The sequence below is a fragment of the Thioalkalivibrio sp. ALR17-21 genome, assembly GCF_000420185.1.
GTDB lineage: Bacteria > Pseudomonadota > Gammaproteobacteria > Ectothiorhodospirales > Ectothiorhodospiraceae > Thioalkalivibrio > Thioalkalivibrio halophilus.
This window is the reverse complement of the sequence record NZ_ATUL01000037.1, coordinates 1-16,083: the sequence shown is the minus strand read 5'-3', so window position 1 is coordinate 16,083 and position 16,083 is coordinate 1. Positions and strand designations below refer to the sequence as shown.

General features: G+C 68.1%; 16 protein-coding genes. 10 read left to right on the top strand and 6 right to left on the bottom strand.

The genetic code is table 11. The features are described 5' to 3' along the window. Window positions 1-136: 136 nt before the first annotated feature. Both G020_RS0113750 and G020_RS0113745 read right to left on the bottom strand, forming a co-directional pair. Window positions 137-448, bottom strand: coding sequence for a hypothetical protein (locus G020_RS0113750; RefSeq protein WP_024329993.1), 312 nt, complete (start codon window positions 446-448; stop codon window positions 137-139). Window positions 449-451: 3 nt separating this feature from the next. Then, a complete protein-coding gene (locus G020_RS0113745; protein WP_024329992.1) occupies window positions 452-904 on the bottom strand; it encodes a helix-turn-helix domain-containing protein in 453 nt (150 codons plus the stop codon). Window positions 905-1,063: 159 nt separating this feature from the next. Here G020_RS0113745 and G020_RS0113740 point away from each other — a divergent pair, with 159 nt between their 5' ends. Further along, window positions 1,064-1,480: an HIRAN domain-containing protein gene (locus G020_RS0113740; RefSeq protein WP_024329991.1), complete on the top strand. Its 417-nt coding sequence runs from the start codon at window positions 1,064-1,066 to the stop codon at window positions 1,478-1,480. Between the two features lie 170 nt (window positions 1,481-1,650). On the opposite strand, the gene G020_RS0113735 is transcribed toward G020_RS0113740, so the two are convergent. After that, window positions 1,651-1,905, bottom strand: coding sequence for a type II toxin-antitoxin system RelE/ParE family toxin (locus G020_RS0113735; RefSeq protein WP_024329990.1), 255 nt, complete (start codon window positions 1,903-1,905; stop codon window positions 1,651-1,653). Window positions 1,906-1,931: 26 nt separating this feature from the next. Then, window positions 1,932-2,204 (bottom strand): CopG family ribbon-helix-helix protein, encoded by a 273-nt coding sequence (locus G020_RS0113730; protein WP_018947621.1) that lies wholly within the window; start codon window positions 2,202-2,204, stop codon window positions 1,932-1,934. Window positions 2,205-2,441: 237 nt separating this feature from the next. Here G020_RS0113730 and G020_RS0113725 point away from each other — a divergent pair, with 237 nt between their 5' ends. Beyond that, window positions 2,442-3,446: a hydrolase gene (locus G020_RS0113725; protein WP_024329989.1), complete on the top strand. Its 1,005-nt coding sequence runs from the start codon at window positions 2,442-2,444 to the stop codon at window positions 3,444-3,446. A 39-nt stretch (window positions 3,447-3,485) separates the two neighbouring features. On the opposite strand, the gene G020_RS0113720 is transcribed toward G020_RS0113725, so the two are convergent. Further along, window positions 3,486-4,994, bottom strand: a complete 1,509-nt coding sequence (locus G020_RS0113720; protein ID WP_024329988.1) for a SulP family inorganic anion transporter — start codon at window positions 4,992-4,994, stop codon at window positions 3,486-3,488. A gap of 287 nt (window positions 4,995-5,281) precedes the next feature. Here G020_RS0113720 and G020_RS0113715 point away from each other — a divergent pair, with 287 nt between their 5' ends. After that, the gene (locus G020_RS0113715; RefSeq protein ID WP_018947624.1) at window positions 5,282-5,776 is read left to right on the top strand and encodes a universal stress protein; all 495 of its coding nucleotides are present in this window, start codon (window positions 5,282-5,284) and stop codon (window positions 5,774-5,776) included. Window positions 5,777-5,789: 13 nt separating this feature from the next. Then, window positions 5,790-7,214: a hypothetical protein gene (locus tag G020_RS0113710; protein ID WP_024329987.1), complete on the top strand. Its 1,425-nt coding sequence runs from the start codon at window positions 5,790-5,792 to the stop codon at window positions 7,212-7,214. On the opposite strand, the gene G020_RS0113705 is transcribed toward G020_RS0113710, so the two are convergent. Then, window positions 7,211-9,253, bottom strand: coding sequence for a GNAT family N-acetyltransferase (locus tag G020_RS0113705; protein ID WP_024329986.1), 2,043 nt, complete (start codon window positions 9,251-9,253; stop codon window positions 7,211-7,213). The two genes, G020_RS0113710 and G020_RS0113705, sit on opposite strands and share 4 nt — an antisense overlap. A gap of 128 nt (window positions 9,254-9,381) precedes the next feature. Between G020_RS0113705 and G020_RS0113700 the strand changes: the two genes are divergently transcribed. The 6 genes from G020_RS0113700 to G020_RS0113675 all read left to right on the top strand — a co-directional run. Further along, entirely contained in the window at window positions 9,382-9,684 is a 303-nt protein-coding gene (locus tag G020_RS0113700; protein ID WP_024329985.1) for an STAS domain-containing protein, read from the top strand. 262 nt (window positions 9,685-9,946) lie between these two features. Then, on the top strand, window positions 9,947-10,309 hold the full coding sequence (locus tag G020_RS0113695) for a response regulator (protein ID WP_018869626.1): 363 nt from the start codon (window positions 9,947-9,949) through the stop codon (window positions 10,307-10,309). 2 nt (window positions 10,310-10,311) lie between these two features. Further along, window positions 10,312-12,399, top strand: coding sequence for a chemotaxis protein CheA (locus G020_RS0113690; protein ID WP_024329984.1), 2,088 nt, complete (start codon window positions 10,312-10,314; stop codon window positions 12,397-12,399). 21 nt (window positions 12,400-12,420) lie between these two features. Further along, window positions 12,421-12,942, top strand: a complete 522-nt coding sequence (locus tag G020_RS0113685; protein ID WP_018869624.1) for a chemotaxis protein CheW — start codon at window positions 12,421-12,423, stop codon at window positions 12,940-12,942. A gap of 13 nt (window positions 12,943-12,955) precedes the next feature. Further along, complete coding sequence (locus tag G020_RS0113680; RefSeq protein ID WP_018947630.1) at window positions 12,956-13,711, top strand: ParA family protein; 756 nt, start codon at window positions 12,956-12,958, stop codon at window positions 13,709-13,711. A gap of 15 nt (window positions 13,712-13,726) precedes the next feature. Beyond that, window positions 13,727-16,083: methyl-accepting chemotaxis protein (locus tag G020_RS0113675; protein ID WP_024329983.1), on the top strand; the 2,357-nt coding region annotated here is incomplete at its 3' end.

The window sequence follows — 16,083 nt, the reverse complement described above, 5'->3', positions numbered from 1 at the left end:
GTGTTCCCCGCACCCGCGGGGATGAACCGAGGCCGGAGTACTTTGCTCCGGATAACGATGAGTGTTCCCCGCACCTGCGGGGATTCAACCGCCCATGCGGTTCCCTGCGCGAACGCGTCGCCGATGCCCTGCGCAATCAAATGAATTCGGAAAATTCGCGGAGCCGCTGGGCGGTCACCGCCAGGCCGTGTTTCTCAAGAGTGTCGATGTAGGCATCGGGGCCGACCTCCGGATTTCGCAGGGCGGCACGGTGTTCTTTCGCTGCCCACAGGACCGCACTCTCGCCGAGGTCCAGCTGTTGCTCCGCGAAGACATCCGGGTGCAGCGCCTCCAGGAAGTCGTCCGTCCACTTCGCGGCGAAAAGCCCGGTACGGGCCAGACGAATCAGGAAGTCACGCAATGGGGCCGGATACAGGACGCAGGCGTCATAGATGACGACGAAGCGCATGCATCAATAGCCCATGTCCAGCTCCTGCGCTTGCGCGGCCAGAGCATCCATTGCTTCGCGGCTGTCGGCGTCCATGCGCGCCTTGTAGTTCATGAGGTCTTCATAACGGATGCGGCGGTGCGTGCCGGCCTTGCGAAACGGGATATCGCCCCGCTCGAGCAGTTTGACGACAAACGGCCGCGACACATTGAGGATCGTGGCGGCCTCCTGGGTGCTCAGTTCCGCGTGGGTCGGGACCACCGTTACCGCATTCCCCTGGGCCATCTGGGCAAGGATGTCGCGCAACAGAGAAACTGCCTGCCGCGGCACGATCAGGTCGGCTCCGTCCAGACGGATCTGCGCCCGTTCGGCCTCGGGCTTCTCTGCGAGCAGCCGGGCCAGTTCGCTCGCGCCTTCGCGCGCCAGAGCGGCGTCTTCAGGGTCGGGCAGGCCGCTGTTCCTTTCGTGGGCGTTCATCGTCGTTCCTCTCGTCTTCCTTCGATATGGGCGCACCAGGAACAAACGAAACAGCCCCAACGGAGACCACGGTAGCGACGCCCCGGCCGGGTGGCTCACTGTGTGAGCCACCGCCTGTGGTGGGATGCGGGTACTGGCAACACGAACCCGGAGGTTCCCATGCAACGCAACGGCTCCCGTTTTCCCGATCAGGCCCGTCCCGTTCCGGTGCTGCGCGGTTATTATGCGCGGCGGGAGCGGATTCAGAACACGGCCACGACGGAGGAGCTCCTGCAACGGATTCCGCTGGCGGGGTATCGGCATCACGAGGCGCCGCGGCTGTGGCCGCACCTGCGCCGCGGGCAGGGGCTGACGGTGCAGCGCGAGCGGCTGAATCCGGTCGATCCGAACGCAGTGGCGGTGTGCTGGCTGGATCACCAGCTGGGGTATCTGCCGCGCGAGGAGAACAACATGGCGGCCGAGCTGCTGGACCGCAACGAGGAGCTGGTGGCCCGCATCATCGACAAGCGCGACAGCGAGGATCCGTGGGAGCGCCTCGAGCTGGGGGTCTACCGCCGGCGGACGCCGGGCAAGTAAGCGCGCCCCACCGTCCAGTGGCCGCACCCGACGCCGTCCAGGCGCTCCTGCCGCACCGCCTCACCCCGGACGATCTGAAAATTCCGGCCCCGAACCTGTAAGCCGCGGTTACGGATTCCGCTGTTCGTGACCGATGCACGGCACAAGCGATTGAAGCTCGGGCTCCGCATTCAGTAACCCGCCTCTTTCTGGTGCCGGAAGGCGAGGACGTACACGGCGTCGTCGGCCGGTTCGTGACGGTAGAGGGCCACGAATCCGGAGTCGCCGAAGGCAATCACCAGCTCACGCAGTTCGGGGATTTCAGGGTCCGGTCGCCCAATATCGGGGGCCGTTTCCAGCAGCAGGAATTGCCGCTCGATCACCTGACCCGCGCGCCTGGCCGCATCCGGAGCTTTAGTGGCGAGAGCCCGCCTGCATCGCTCCAAACCTTCTGCGGCGCCTGCGGTGACGATTACTCGTGGCACTCGGGCACGGTTCCTTCATCGTCAGTGCCCCATGTTCTCAACCAGTCGCGGGCTTCCTGCCCGGTCAGGTGCTGGCCGGTTTCCCGATAGGCCGACCAGGACGCCAGGGCTTCCTGCCTGAAACTCTCTCGGGCTTCCTCGCGGTCAACGTATTGGCGGATGGCTTCGAGCATGATCCAGTGGGGCGACCGTCGGCGTTGGGCGGCGAGATCCTGGAGGCGGGCTTTCAGTGCGTCATCGATTTTCAGGGACGTTGCCATGGCGGACCTCGTATTACTAGGTATTACCTTGTGCTAAGTTAGCGCGGCATCCGGCCCCGAGTCCATCCCTGCGATCACTGAGCGGGGAGTCTCGAAAACGATCGACACCAGGACACCCGGAGGCAAGATCGTTTCCCACGTCTTTGGCGCCGTGGCCAGGTTCGAGCGCGCTCGGGGCACTTCATGGCCTGCTCGCTGTCCGCGAATGCATCCGGTGGCGATCGAGGAGGCCAGAGGTTGAGCGACCCGTTCGAGGGCAAGACGGATCAGGCGTTCCGGCCGGCCTGGTGGCTGGCGGGGCGCCATGCGCAGACGGTCTTTCCGGCACTGTTTCGCGCGCCGCCACCGGTGCGGCTGGAGCGCGAACGCCTGGAACTGCCGGACGGGGATTTCCTGGAACTGGCCTGGGGGCCACCGGGCCGCGGTCTGGTGCTGGTGGGCCACGGTCTGGGCGGCGACGAGACCTCGGGCTATGCGCTGGGGGTGGTGGCGGCGCTGGCGCGGCGCGGGATCGGCAGCGCGGTGCTGATCTCGCGCGGGGCCGGCTCGCACCCGAACCGGCTGCGCCGCAGCTATCACGCGGCGGCATGGGACGACCTCGACCACGTGGTGGAGACCCTGCGTCGACGCGACCCTGCCCGGCCGATGGCGGTCTGCGGGTTTTCCCTGAGCGGTTCCATGCTGCTGTCGTGGCTGGGGGAACGCGGCGACGCGCCGCTGGCCACCGCTGTGGCGGTATCGGTGCCGTTCGATCTGGCCGCCAGCGCCGATGCCCTGGAGCGCGGCTTCGCGCGGGTCTACCAGTGGCATCTGATGCGCGGTCTGCGCCGGGTCACGCTGCGCAAGTTCGCAGCACGCGACGATGCCCCGCTGCCGCTCGCGGAGCTACGCCGCATGCGCCGGCTGCGCGAGTTCGACGAGCGCATCACCGCCCCGCTGCACGGCTTTCGCGACAGTGCCGACTACTACGCCCGCGCCAGCTGTCGCCCGCGCCTGGGTGCCATCCGCCAGCCGACCCTCATCCTGCATGCCGCGGACGACCCGTTCGTCCCGGGCACCAGCACCCCCGCCGCCCGCGAACTGGGCCCCGGGGTCCGGCTGGAGCTGCAGGCGCGCGGCGGGCATGTGGGCTTTGTGGCCGGAGACGTGCCCGGGCGCCCCCGTTACTGGCTGGACACCCGCATCGCCGACCACATCACCGAACACCTGGACGCAGCCCTGAACGCGGGCGCCGGACGATAGTGCAATGCCCCGGGGCGCACGGTCACGTGCCGGCGCGGATCAGTGGCCCCCGGGTTCGCTGGCGCTGCCTTCCTTGTCATGCTGGGCGAGCTTGTCGTGGAGCTCGCCGCTCTGGCCGGGCGGGGCCTTCACTTCCACTTCCATGCCGTTGCGGCGGAACTTGGCCACCACCTTGTCGATGGCGGCCACCGCGGAGCTGTCCCACAGCGAGGCGTCGCTGAGGTCGATGACCACGTGATGAATGCGCTCGCGGTAGTCGAAGCTGTCGATGAACTTGTCCACGGCCACGAAGAACAGCTGCCCGCGGACCTTGTACGTACGGATCCTGCTTCCTTCCGGTCGTTCGCTTTCCACATGGACGGCGTTGACCATCTTGCGCGCGAAGAACACCGCGCTGAGCAATACGCCGGCGAACACGCCCAGCGAGAGGTCGTGGGTCACCACGGTCACGCCCACGGTCACGATGAGCACGGTGGCATCGGTGCGCGGAAGCTTGTGCAGGGTGGTCAGCGAGCTCCAGTCGAAGGTGGCGATGGAGACCATGATCATCACGGCCACCAGTGCGGCCATGGGGATGATCGACACCAGATCCCCCAGCACAAGGATGAAGAACAGCAGGTACAGACCCGCCGACAGGGTAGACAGCCGTCCCAGACCGCCGGATTTGATGTTGATGACCGACTGCCCGATCATCGCGCAGCTGGCCATGCCGCCGAAGAAGCCGGTCACGATGTTGGCGATGCCCTGGCCCTGGGCCTCGCGGTTCTTGCCGGAGGGAGTGTCGGTGAGATCGTCCACCACCTGCGCCGTCATCAGCGATTCCAGCAGACCGACCACAGCCAGCGAGAACGCGGTGGGGAAGATGATCTGCAGGGTCTCGAGGTTCCACGGGATGTCGGGGAACAGGAACACCGGCAGGCCGTCGGGCAGCTCGCCCATGTCGCCCACTTCCATGGTGGGCAGGCCCATGTAGTAGACCACGATGGTCAGGACCACGATGGCCACCAGCGGAGGCGGCAGCAGTTTGGGATAGCCCGGGATCAGCGGCAGGCCGTAGAGGATCAGCAGGCCGACGGAGACCAGCACCCACATGGTGGTGTCACCGTCCACCAGATACGGCACCTGCGACATGAAGATCAGGATCGCCAGCGCGTTCACGAACCCGACCATCACGGTGCGCGGGATGAACATCATGTAACGCCCCAGCTTCGCCCAGGCGAACAGTAGCTGGATCACCCCGGTCAGCAGGGTCGCGGCCAGCAGGTACTGCAACCCGTGCTCCGCCACCAGGGTGACCATCAGCAGGGCCATGGCCCCGGTAGCCGCGGAGATCATGCCGGGGCGACCACCGGTGAAGGCGATCACCACCGCCATGGAGAAGGACGCGTACAGCCCCACCGAAGGGTCCACGCCGGCGATGATGGAAAACGCGATCGCCTCGGGAATGAGGGCGAGGGCGACGACGATCCCGGCGATCAGATCGCCGCGGACGTTGAAGAACCAGATGTCACGCTGGCGTTGCCAGAAGGCCTGTAGCGTCTGCTGCACGGCAAATCTCCCGAATCAGAGGTTTGACGCGCCGGCCCTGAGCACGGTGCAGACCGCGACTGCAGTGATAAGACGGGTGGGATTGACGGGCACCGGTCAGTGGGGTACTGCTAGGCATCCCGTGGCCACCAGTTACGGCGCTGGATCACGGACGAGGAGCAGGTCACAGGAACCGCCCGTGAGAAAGGCGCGAGAGTGTAACACCTCATCAGCGTTTTCTGAAGTGCCAGCCTCAAAGTCCAACGGGGTCGCCCCCGCCACGCACGCTCGAAAGTCAGGATTTCCGCATGCTGCAACGCGTCATTGTCGCCATCGATTTTTCTTCCGCCTCGGCCGCGGCCCTCGCTATCTCTCGGCACCATTGTCCCGGTGCCACGCGCCGCCTGCTGCACGTGATGAAACCCGCGGATGTCGCCCGCGGCAGCGCGGCCGGGGCCATGGCCGGGGCCGGCTCCTCGCCGCTGCATTCGAAAGACATGCGCCAGTCGGCGGAGGAGCAGGCCTATGCCCGGCTGAAGGAATGGGCGCGGGACGACGAGGAATGCGCGGTGGCCGTGGGCAGTGCACCCGAGGAGATCTCGCGCCTCGCCGAGGAATGGGACGGGGAACTGATCGTGATGGGCACCCGCGGGCGCAGCCAGCTCGCCAGCATGCTGTCGGGCTCGGCCACCGAGTGGCTGGTGCGTCATGCCAGCCTGCCGGTGATGGTAGTGCACGATGTCCCGCTGAGCGATGCGATGCGCGAGCACCTGCCGCCCGGTTTCGAACACCACAAAGGATGATCCAGGAGGTTTCATGATGACTGCAACGACTCGATTCGGCGGGACCCTGATCGCGGCGCTGAGCCTCGCGGGAGGCGCCGCGCATGCGGACACCGGCACCGGCACGGTCGCCCAGACCCTGGACCGGGACGGCCAGCCGCTGGTCTCCGTCGACGGCGCACGGGCGGGGGACACCTTTGCCGCCCTCGGGGCCCTGACGGTCAAGGGCCGGCTGATGCGCGACAGCGAGATGGGCCATGAAGGTTATCGCCCGGAACTGGCCGGAGACCCGATGCAGGCGGTCGGCGAACGCTGGCTGGACCTGCTGGGCTACGCCGAGGGGGCGTTCCTCGACGAGGGTCGCCTCCGCGCCCATGCCGAAGGGGAAGAGGAGGCCGCACCAGCCGCCTACGCCGAAGCCTCCTATCTTTATCACATGCACCACAGCGCGGGCCGGTTCGAGGAACTCGGGCTGTACGACGACCTCACCCACAAGCCCAGCCCGATGATCTCGCAGCTGGAGAACCATCTGGTCAACACGCGCCATGAAGACGGCCGAATCCACGGCGCCGAAGCCAGCGATGCCGAGGCCTTCGCCTACGGCATGGATGCGCTGCACGCCTCGGCCTATGCCTGGGTCCGCCAGGACAAGCCGGGTGGCGCCGATGACATGGGCCAGCTCGACCGGGATGCCCTGGCCGGCTGGCTGGGCCATTCGCGCGACGACCTGGTGGCGGTCGCCCGTGCGGTTGCGGACCGGGCCGATGAGGCCTGGGACGCAGACGCCGGGGTCTACGTACTGGACGAGGGTACCGAGTGGTCCGTCGACCAGCTCGGTGCCATGCTGCGCGGGCACAAGGGCTTGTACGAGATGCTGGCGCTGTACGGAGACGATGACGACCAGGAACGGGCGGAAACCCTGGCGGATCGCGCCGCGGCCATCACCACGGCCGTGCTGGACGGACACGGGCCGCTGCGTGACTGGGGCCTGCCCGCGCGCCTGGAATTCGTCGACGGCCGGGCCATGGCCGCGTCGAACGAAGTGGATGTCGGCGGCCAGTGGCGCTTCGTGCATCAGGTCACCGGCGGGTTTTCCATCCTGCGCGAGCGCGACGGCACCTCCGGCCTGATGGGCGAACGTCACCCCGAACTGGAGCAGAAGGTGGGCCGGGCACTGGACCGCATGTTCCTCGGCGCGCTCGAATACCAGCTCGACGGCGACTACGTGCCGGCCCGCCTGGACCATGGCGACGGCTCGGTCAGCGACCCGACCGTCACCACCCGCGCCGCCGCGGCCTTCGTGCAGGCCGTGGGCAACGGGTACCGCGCCGGCGACGCATTCGACCGCCCGGGGGCCTGGGACGACGACGCCGAACTGGCCGAACGCAGCGAGGCCCTGTACGACGCGATGCTGCGCCACGGCGAGCTGGTCAGCTCGCGCCTGGTGCGGGTGGACTAGCGGATCTCGGGCCGGGTTTCGGGCCGGGTTTCGGGCCGGGTTTCGGCCAGCCACCTGGCCGCCGCCCCGCGCAGGCGGCGGATGACCCCGCGCCGGCCGGAGACTCCGGCCAGCGCTTGCAGGGCCGCCCAGTCCTGCTGCTGCACGCACGCAGCATGCAGCAGGGCCCGGTCCGAGTCCTGGCCCGGGTTCAGATCCGGCGCGCGATCCGGCCGGGTGTCGGCCATCAGGGCCCGGCGCAGGGCCGGCAGGGCCCACTCGAAGCTCCGGCTGCGATGGGCAAACGCCTCGATCGAGGCGCGATCGTCCGCATCGACTTCGCCATGCTCGCCGGGCGCCGGCAGGCTCTGCTCGATGGCGCGGGTGGTGGCGCTGTCCAGCTGCTCCGCGGCCAGCGCGCGCCATAGCGGCCAGTCGCGGGCGAAAGCCCCCTGCACAGCCGCCAGCGCCGGCCCCGCCTCGCCGGCCTCGGCCAGCGCACGCATCACGATCAGCGTGACCTGTCCGCTGGCCGGATCCGGGCGCACGCCCAGACGCACCGGCGCGAAGCCCTCGCGCTGCCAGAAATACAGCATGCCCGGGGTCACCCCGAACGCCGCCCCCAGCAGCCCCACCCCGTCGCGCGCGGCCCTTTCGGCCGCGGCGCGCAGCAGGCGCGTGCCCAGCCCGCGCCCCTGCCAGGCAGGATGCACCGCGATCCGGTGGATCCGCCAGGCGGTCTGCCCCGCCAGTGAAAAGGAACCCACCGCAGCCAGGGTGCACGGCAGGAAGCGTCCCGGCGGCCGCCGTTCGCCGGCCCACACCGCGTCCGCCAGCTCCGGCTCCAGCCCCGGCTCGGCCTGCACCAGCACCGCCCCGAAAAGCGCGCCGTCGCGCACGCCTTCCAGCAGCAGCACATGCAGGTCGGGATCATCCAGCCAGCGCTGCAGATCCGAGGGCCGGGTACGATAATGCGCGTCGGCCAGCAGGCCGGTCAGCGCCTGCAGACGGGCAGCATCGCCCGCGAGCTCGGCCGGCGAGCGCCACGCCAGACGCACGGCCTGGGGCAGCGGCTCGTGACTGCTCGCCTCCAGCAGGAACAGCCGGTTGATCCAGTCTTCCAGCGGATCGCCCGCGGCCCAGCGCACGGGCTCGTGCAGGCGCAGGATCCGCGGTCGCAGGCCGGCCCGTTCCAGTGCCGGCAGCACCCGCAGGCGGAACCCCTGACCGCTGCCCTCGAACCCGCCGGTGGTGGTCGCCAGCACCACCCGGCGGGCGCGCCGGGGCAGTTCCAGCAGGCGCTCCACCGGGATGGCCGCGGCCTCGTCCACGATCAGCAGGTCGGGCCGTGCCGGGGAATCCAGCAGGACCGCCGGTGCGCGATAAAGCGTGGCGGGATCCACGACGGGCGAGCCTTCCGCAGCCTGTGCCAGCAGGCGCTCGGCCGCGGACGGGGCCGGCGCGGCCACGGCAATCTCCCCGTCCGGAGCGCCCCACAGCCGCAGGTGTTCACCCAGCCACTGTCCGAGCACGGTAGACTTGCCGCGCCCGCGCGGGGCGATCACCACGTCACAGCGCCGGGCTCCCCGTGCGTCCGGCTCGCGCAGCATGTCCAGCACCGCCCGCTGGTCGGCGGTCCAGCCGTGGCCACCCGCAGCGCCACCGGGGTGCGGCCAGTCGGTCGGCCGCCCGGGGTCGGGATGCTCCACCACCGCCTCCGCCAGCGCGGCCTGCCAGCGCTCGCCAAACGGCGTGGCGCCACCGGCATCCGTGAGCAGCACCAGCACCCCGCCCCCGCGCAGGATGCCGCTGACGATCACCAGAGCATCGGCGGGGACATCGGACTGCGCCTCGAACACCACCGCGTCGCGCTCGCGGCCCAGCCAGTCCCCGGCCTGGGCCGGACGCACCGCGGGCAGATCCGCGGGCGCGCGGCGCCCCACCCAAAGGACGGCATGGTCGTCGGCCTGTTGCCGCAGCCAGTCGCCCGCGCGCTCGCAGACCTCCGGCCGCCCCGGCAAGGCGATGATGCGTCGATGCGGCGGGCCGGAACCGACCATCGCGACTACCCCCGGAAAAAAGAAACGGAACTTGTGAAAACGTGACGAACCTCAAAACCTGTGTCCGGTTGCCGACACAGACAGGAACGACCGCACGCGACATCTCGCAGCATGAACCAGGAGCCCGCATGAATACCAACGAACAGCCTGCCATCGAACTGCCGGAACGCCTGCGCATCGACGCCGTCGAGACGCTGACCGAAACCGCGCGCCAGCCCCTGGACCAGGGCCAGCCCCTGCGGCTGGACGGTGACAGCGTCCGGGATACGGACACCGCAGGCCTGCAACTTCTGGCGATGCTGCGCCGGGAAGCCGACCGCCGCGGCCAGCCCATGACTCTCGATCCCGTCAGCCCCGCTCTGGAAAGCGGCCTGCAGCGCCTGGGGCTGGAGGGCCACGTGCAGGACTCCGCGAACCCGCAGGGATCCTGACGACAGCACGACACAAAGCCTTCCTGACTGTACAGGAATGGTCAAGATTTGGTCGTTTTTCCGCGGAGCGGAACCGCTCGGCTCAAGTTTTTCTTCCGGGACCCGTTAAATTCTGTGACGGACCCCGAGTTTGCTGTACAGTCCTTGTACAGGTTTTTCGGAGAATGCGACGGCGACGCTGGCATACGGCTTGCTGGCAGGTCACACGACCGAACCCGGGGTCGCCCGCATGAACAAGACAATCGGATAACAGGGGCACGCAATGGCCAAGGTGCTGGTGGTGGACGACTCGTCCTCGATGCGACAGATGGTGAGCTTCGCGCTCAAGCAGGCCGGTCACGACGTGACCGAGGGCCGGGACGGCAACGACGGCCTGAGCAAGGCACAGGGGCTGAAGGCCGATCTGGTCATCACCGACGTAAACATGCCCGGCAAGGACGGCCTGGAGCTGACCCGCGAGCTGCGCAAGCTGCCGGACTACAAGTTCACGCCCATCCTGGTGCTGACCACCGAGGCCGGACCGGAGAAGAAGCAGGAAGGCAAGGCCGCCGGCGCCACCGGCTGGCTGGTCAAGCCCTTCGATCCGGAGAAGCTGATGAGCACCGTCAACAAGGTCCTGCGCTAGCCATGTCCATGGACATGTCCCAGTTCACCGAGGCCTTCCTCGAAGAAAGCTTCGAGGGGCTGGAACACATGGAGACCGAGTTGCTGGCGCTCAACGCCGGCGACGAGGAAACCCTGCACACGATCTTCCGTGCGGCCCACTCCATCAAGGGTGGCGCCGGGACGTTCGGGTTCAGCGCGATCTCCGAATTCACCCACGGCATGGAGACCCTGCTCGACCGCATGCGTAACGGTCAGCAGGAGACCACCCCGGAGATCGTCAATCTGCTGCTGCGCGCGGTGGACGTGCTGCGCGGCCAGCTGCAGGCGGCCCGCGACGGGGGCGAAGCCGACCCGGCCGAGGCGGCCGAGGTGCGTGCCCTGATCGAGGCGACCCTGGGTGACGCGGCGCCGGATGCGACTCCGGATGCCCCGGCGCCCACTGCGGGCGGAAACGTTGACGGATCCGGACCGGAGAACGGCCCCGGGGACAGTGACGGGACTCCCCGCGGCTGGCGTATCCATTTTCGTCCGCATGCCGACCTGCTGCGCACCGGCAACGACCCGCTGCGCATGTTCGAAGTGCTGGAGGAGCTGGGCGAGCTGACGGTGCACTGCGACGCGGAGTGCCTGCCCGCGACGCTGGAGGGCTTTGAGCCGGAAGCCAGCTACCTCGCCTGGACCCTGGAACTGCGCGGCGACGCGGACCGTGCCGACATCGAGGAAGTCTTCGAATGGGTCGAGGACGAATGCGATCTGGTGATCGAGCCGCTCGACGGCGTCGCCGGCAGCGCCGGGACGCAACCCCCGGCGGATCCGCCCCCGGACGGTTCCGGCCCGGAATCCACGCCCCCCGGCGGTGAGGACGGCGCGGGCGGGGCGCCCGCACGCGCGGCCTCGAAGCCGACCGAATCCAGCTCCATGCGGGTCAACGCCGCCAAGATCGACGCCCTGATCGACATGGTCGGCGAGCTGGTCATCACCCAGTCGATGCTCACCGACATCAGCGAGCAGATGGAAGAAGACCCCGCGCGCGTGGAGCAGCAGATCGAGCGCCTGCGCTCGGGGCTGGCCGAACTGGAGCGCAATACCCGCGAGCTGCAGGAAAGCGTGATGGGCATCCGCATGGTGCCCATCGCGCAGGTCTTCAACCGCTTCCCCCGCCTGGTCCACGACCTCTCGGGCCAGCTCGGCAAGCAGATCGACCTGCAGATGGAGGGCGAACTCACCGAGATCGACAAGACCGTGCTGGAGCACCTGGGCGATCCGCTGGTGCACCTAGTGCGCAACGCCATCGACCACGGCATCGAGATGCCCGACGAGCGCAGCGCGGCCGGCAAGGACCCCACCGGCCGGGTCACGCTGGAGGCCTACCATCGCGGCGGCAACGTGGTGATCGAGATCCGCGACGACGGCCGCGGGATGAACTCCGACCGCATCCTGGAGAAGGCCCGCGCCGCCGGTCTGCTGCGGCCGGACCAGAATCCGGAACCGCACGAGATCCTGCAGTACATCTTCGAGCCCGGGCTTTCCACCGCGGAGAAGCTGTCGGACCTGTCCGGCCGCGGCGTGGGCATGGACGTGGTGAAGAAGAACATCCGCAGCCTCGGCGGCAACATCGAACTGCATTCCGAACCGGGCCGGGGCTCGCGGGTCACTATTCGCCTGCCGCTGACCCTGTCGATCATGGACGGCCAGCTGCTGAAGATCCACGACGAGACCTTCGTGATCCCGCTGATCGCGATCGTCGAGTCACTGCAGACCGAGCCGGAGAACGTGAAGCAGGCCTTCGGCAAGCTGCCGCTGTACCGCCTGCGGGACGAGTACATCCCGGTCGTGGATCTGGCGGCCCTGTTCGGGCAGGCCGAACCCTCGCCGATGCCGGATCGGGCCCTGCTGGTGGTGGCCGAGGCGGACAACCAGCGCGTGGCCCTGCGGGTGGATGACCTGCTGGGGCAGCAGCAGGTCGTCATCAAGACGCTCGAAACCAATTTCCGGCGGGTGCCGGGTACGGCCGGGGCCACCATTCTCGGCGACGGCCAGGTGGCGCTGATCCTGGACGTTGCGGGCATCGCCCGGATGGCCGCCGGACACGACACCCGCGCTGCATGATGACCAATGGAGTCCAACGCAATGGCTAACGACGCGACCCAGTCCATCCAGGACCCGGCCACCGCCGGGGAGGACCAGTACCTGACCTTCATCCTGGCCGACGAGGAATACGGGGTGGACATCCTCCGCGTGCAGGAGATCAAGGGCTGGGAACGCCCCACCCCGCTGCCCAACACGCCGGACTACATCCGCGGCGTGATCAACGTGCGCGGCATGATCGTGCCGATCATCGACATGCGCCTGCGCTTCGGCATGGAGCCACTGGAGTACGGCCCCACCACGGTGGTGATCATGCTGCGGGTGATCAGCGAGGACCGCGAACGGGTGATGGGCATCGTGGTGGACGCGGTCTCCGAGGTGTACAGCATCGGCGACGACAACCTGCAGCCGGCCCCGGATTTCGGCACCCGCATCGGCATCGACTTCGTACGCGGGCTGGCCACGGTGGAGGAGAAGATGATCCTCGTTCTGGACATCGACACCCTGCTCGGCCCCGGCCTGATCGCCAGCGAAGACGCGATCCGGGAAGAACAGGGCGCCTGAGGCATAACGACCCATGCGCACGTTCGCGGTGATCAACCAGAAAGGCGGCGTCGGCAAAACCACCGTAACGCTGAACCTTTCGCACGCGCTGGCGCTGGCCGGGAACCGCGTGCTGGCGATCGACGCGGACCCGCAGGGGCACCTGACCATGGCCTTCGGCCTGGAGGACCCCGCCGGGCTGGACCGGGTGCTGCACGGCGAGGCGCGCATGCAGGACGCCTTCAGCGAGGCCGGCAACGGACTCAAGGTGGTCGCCGCCGGCGAGCACCTGCAGGAAGTGGAAAACCTGAACCAGGGCGGTGCCGAACGCGGCTGGCGCCTCCAGCGGGCCCTGGCGGCGATGGACGAACCGTTCGACTTCGTGCTGATCGACTGCCCGCCATCGGCCGGGCTGCTGGGCATGAACGCCATCATCGCCGCCGACGAGATGCTGATCCCGGTGGCCGGCGACTTCCTCTCGCTCAACGGGCTGTCACGACTGATGCGCATCCTGCACGGCATCGAGGAACGCCTGGGCGGCTCGCGGCCGAAATGGATCGTGCTGTCGCGGTTCATGGAGCAGCGCCGGCACGCCCGCGAGGTGCGCGACCGGATCCGCGAGCACTTCGGCTCGCAACTGCTGGAAACCACCATCCGCGAATCGGTGGTGCTGGCCGAGAGCCCGAGCTTCGGCCAGACGATCTTCGAATACCAGCCCCGGCATCGCGCCGCCGGGGACTTCAAGGCGCTCGCCGGGGACCTGATGGAAACCGCGACGGCAACGGCCTGAACGACAGGACACGCAATGAGCACACGCAAGCGCAACAAACTGGGCAACGATCCGCTGGGCTGGATGGATGCCGAAGACGGTACGGACCGCCCTCAGGACGCACGCGCATCCGCATCCGGGCAATCCGGGCAATCCGGGCAATCCGGAGCGACGGAAGCCCCGGGGGGCGATGCCGCTCCGGGCGCCACACCCGCTGCGGGCGCGGAAAACACCCCGGAAAACTCCGCGGTCGAGACGCCTGACAACAGTGCCCCTCAGGCCGGCGCCACTCCGACGAAGAAGCCGGCCGCGCGGCGTTCGCGCAGAAAGACCGCCGCATCGAGCAAGCCCGAAAATTCGCAGAACACGTCCAGCGAGGACACCGCCATGGCAGATAACCCGCAGTCCGAAACCCCGAGCGTCGAACTGGATGCCCAGTTCATGCGGGCCGCCTGCGAAGGCGCCAGCATGTCGGTGATGATGTGCGACCCGGACATGAACATCATCTACGCGAATCAGTCCGTGGTCGAACTCCTTCGCAACCGCAAGGGGTCGATCCGCGAACGCTTCCCCCACTTCGACCCGGACAATCTGGTCGGCCAGTCCATTGACCAGTTCCACGAGAACCCCGCCCACCAGCGCGCGATCCTGCAGGATCCGTCGCGCCTGCCATGGGAAGCCGAGATCGAAGTGGCGGACCTTGAGTTCAAGCTGAAGGCCTCGGCCATCGTCGACGCCAACGGGCGCTATCTGGGCAACATGGTGGAGTGGAACGACGTCACCGAGCGCAACCGCTTCGAACGCGAGCTGGCGCGCATGCGCTCCGCCTTCGAGGGTTCGGCCCAGGCCCAGATGATGACCGACACAGACCTGCGGGTGACCTATGCCAATCCGGCGGCGCAGGCGCTTCTGCGCGAGTACCACAAGGAGATCCAGGAGCATGCCCGCGGATTCGATCCATTGAATCCGAGGGGCTGCAACCTCGCCGAGATCTATCTCGATGCCCCACGCGAATCGCGGGCCGGCCACACCGGACTGCCGGCGAAACACACGCTGCGCATGGGTGACCTCCAGGTCGAGCTGAAGGCCACCCAGCTGACCGACGAGGACGGCAATTCATCCGGCTACATGGTCGAATGGGAGGACGTGACCGACCTGCGCCAGGCCGAAGCGAACATCGACACCCTGATCCGCGATGCGGCACGCGGCAAGCTGGACGAGCGCCTGACCCCGGACGACTACGACGGTTTCGTGAAGAACATCGCCGAGGGCGTCAACGAACTGCTGGACGCGGTGGTACCGCCGTTGCGCGAAGGCTCGCGCGTAATGCAGGCGATGTCCGAGGGCGATCTGACCGCGCGACTGGAAGGGGACTTCCAGGGCGAGTTCGCGGAGTTCCGCGACGCCATCCACGACACCATCGACAACCTCGACCGGCTGGTCGGGCAGATCCTGGAAGGTGCCAACAACGTGCGTTCAGCCTCCTCCGAGATCGCCCAGGGCAACACCGATCTGTCCCAGCGCACCGAGGAACAGGCCTCCTCGCTGGAGGAAACCGCCTCTTCCATGGAAGAGATGACCTCCACGGTCAAATCCAACGCCGACAACTCCAAGCAGGCCAACCAGCTCGCCGTCGCCGCGCGCGACAAGGCCGCCGAGGGTGGCGAGGTCGTCAGCAAGGCCGTCGGCGCCATGGGCGAGATCAACCAGTCCTCGAAAAAGATCTCCGACATCATCGGTGTCATCGACGAGATCGCCTTCCAGACCAATCTGCTCGCCCTCAACGCCGCGGTCGAAGCCGCCCGCGCCGGCGAACAGGGCCGCGGCTTCGCGGTCGTCGCCACCGAGGTCCGCAACCTCGCCCAGCGCAGCGCCCAGGCCGCCAAGGAGATCAAGTCCCTGATCTCCGACTCGGTCGAAAAGGTCGACGAGGGCACCAAGCTCGTCGACGCCTCCGGCAAGGCCCTGGAAGAGATCGTCGACTCGGTCAAGAAGGTCTCCGACATCATCGCCGAGATCGCCGCCGCCTCCGAGCAGCAGTCCACCGGGCTCGACGAGATCAACAAGGCCGTCTCCCAGCTCGACGAGGTTACCCAGCAGAACGCCGCCCTGGTCGAGGAGGCCGCTTCCGCCTCCGAGTCCCTCGACGATCAGGCTCGCGAACTGCTCGAGCTGATGGCCTTCTTCAAGGGCTCGCGCAGCGAGGCCCCGGCCGCTCCGGCCGCGGCTGCCCGCCCCGCCGGGCGCACCGAGGAAAACCGGGCACAGCGCCCGGCCGCCGCCGGCAGCACTCGTCCCGCCGCGAAGAAGGAAGAGGAGAAGAAGAAGCCGGCCCCGCGCGCCCGGACGCAGCAGAAGTCCGCCACCGCGGACAGCAGCGAAGAATGGGAAGA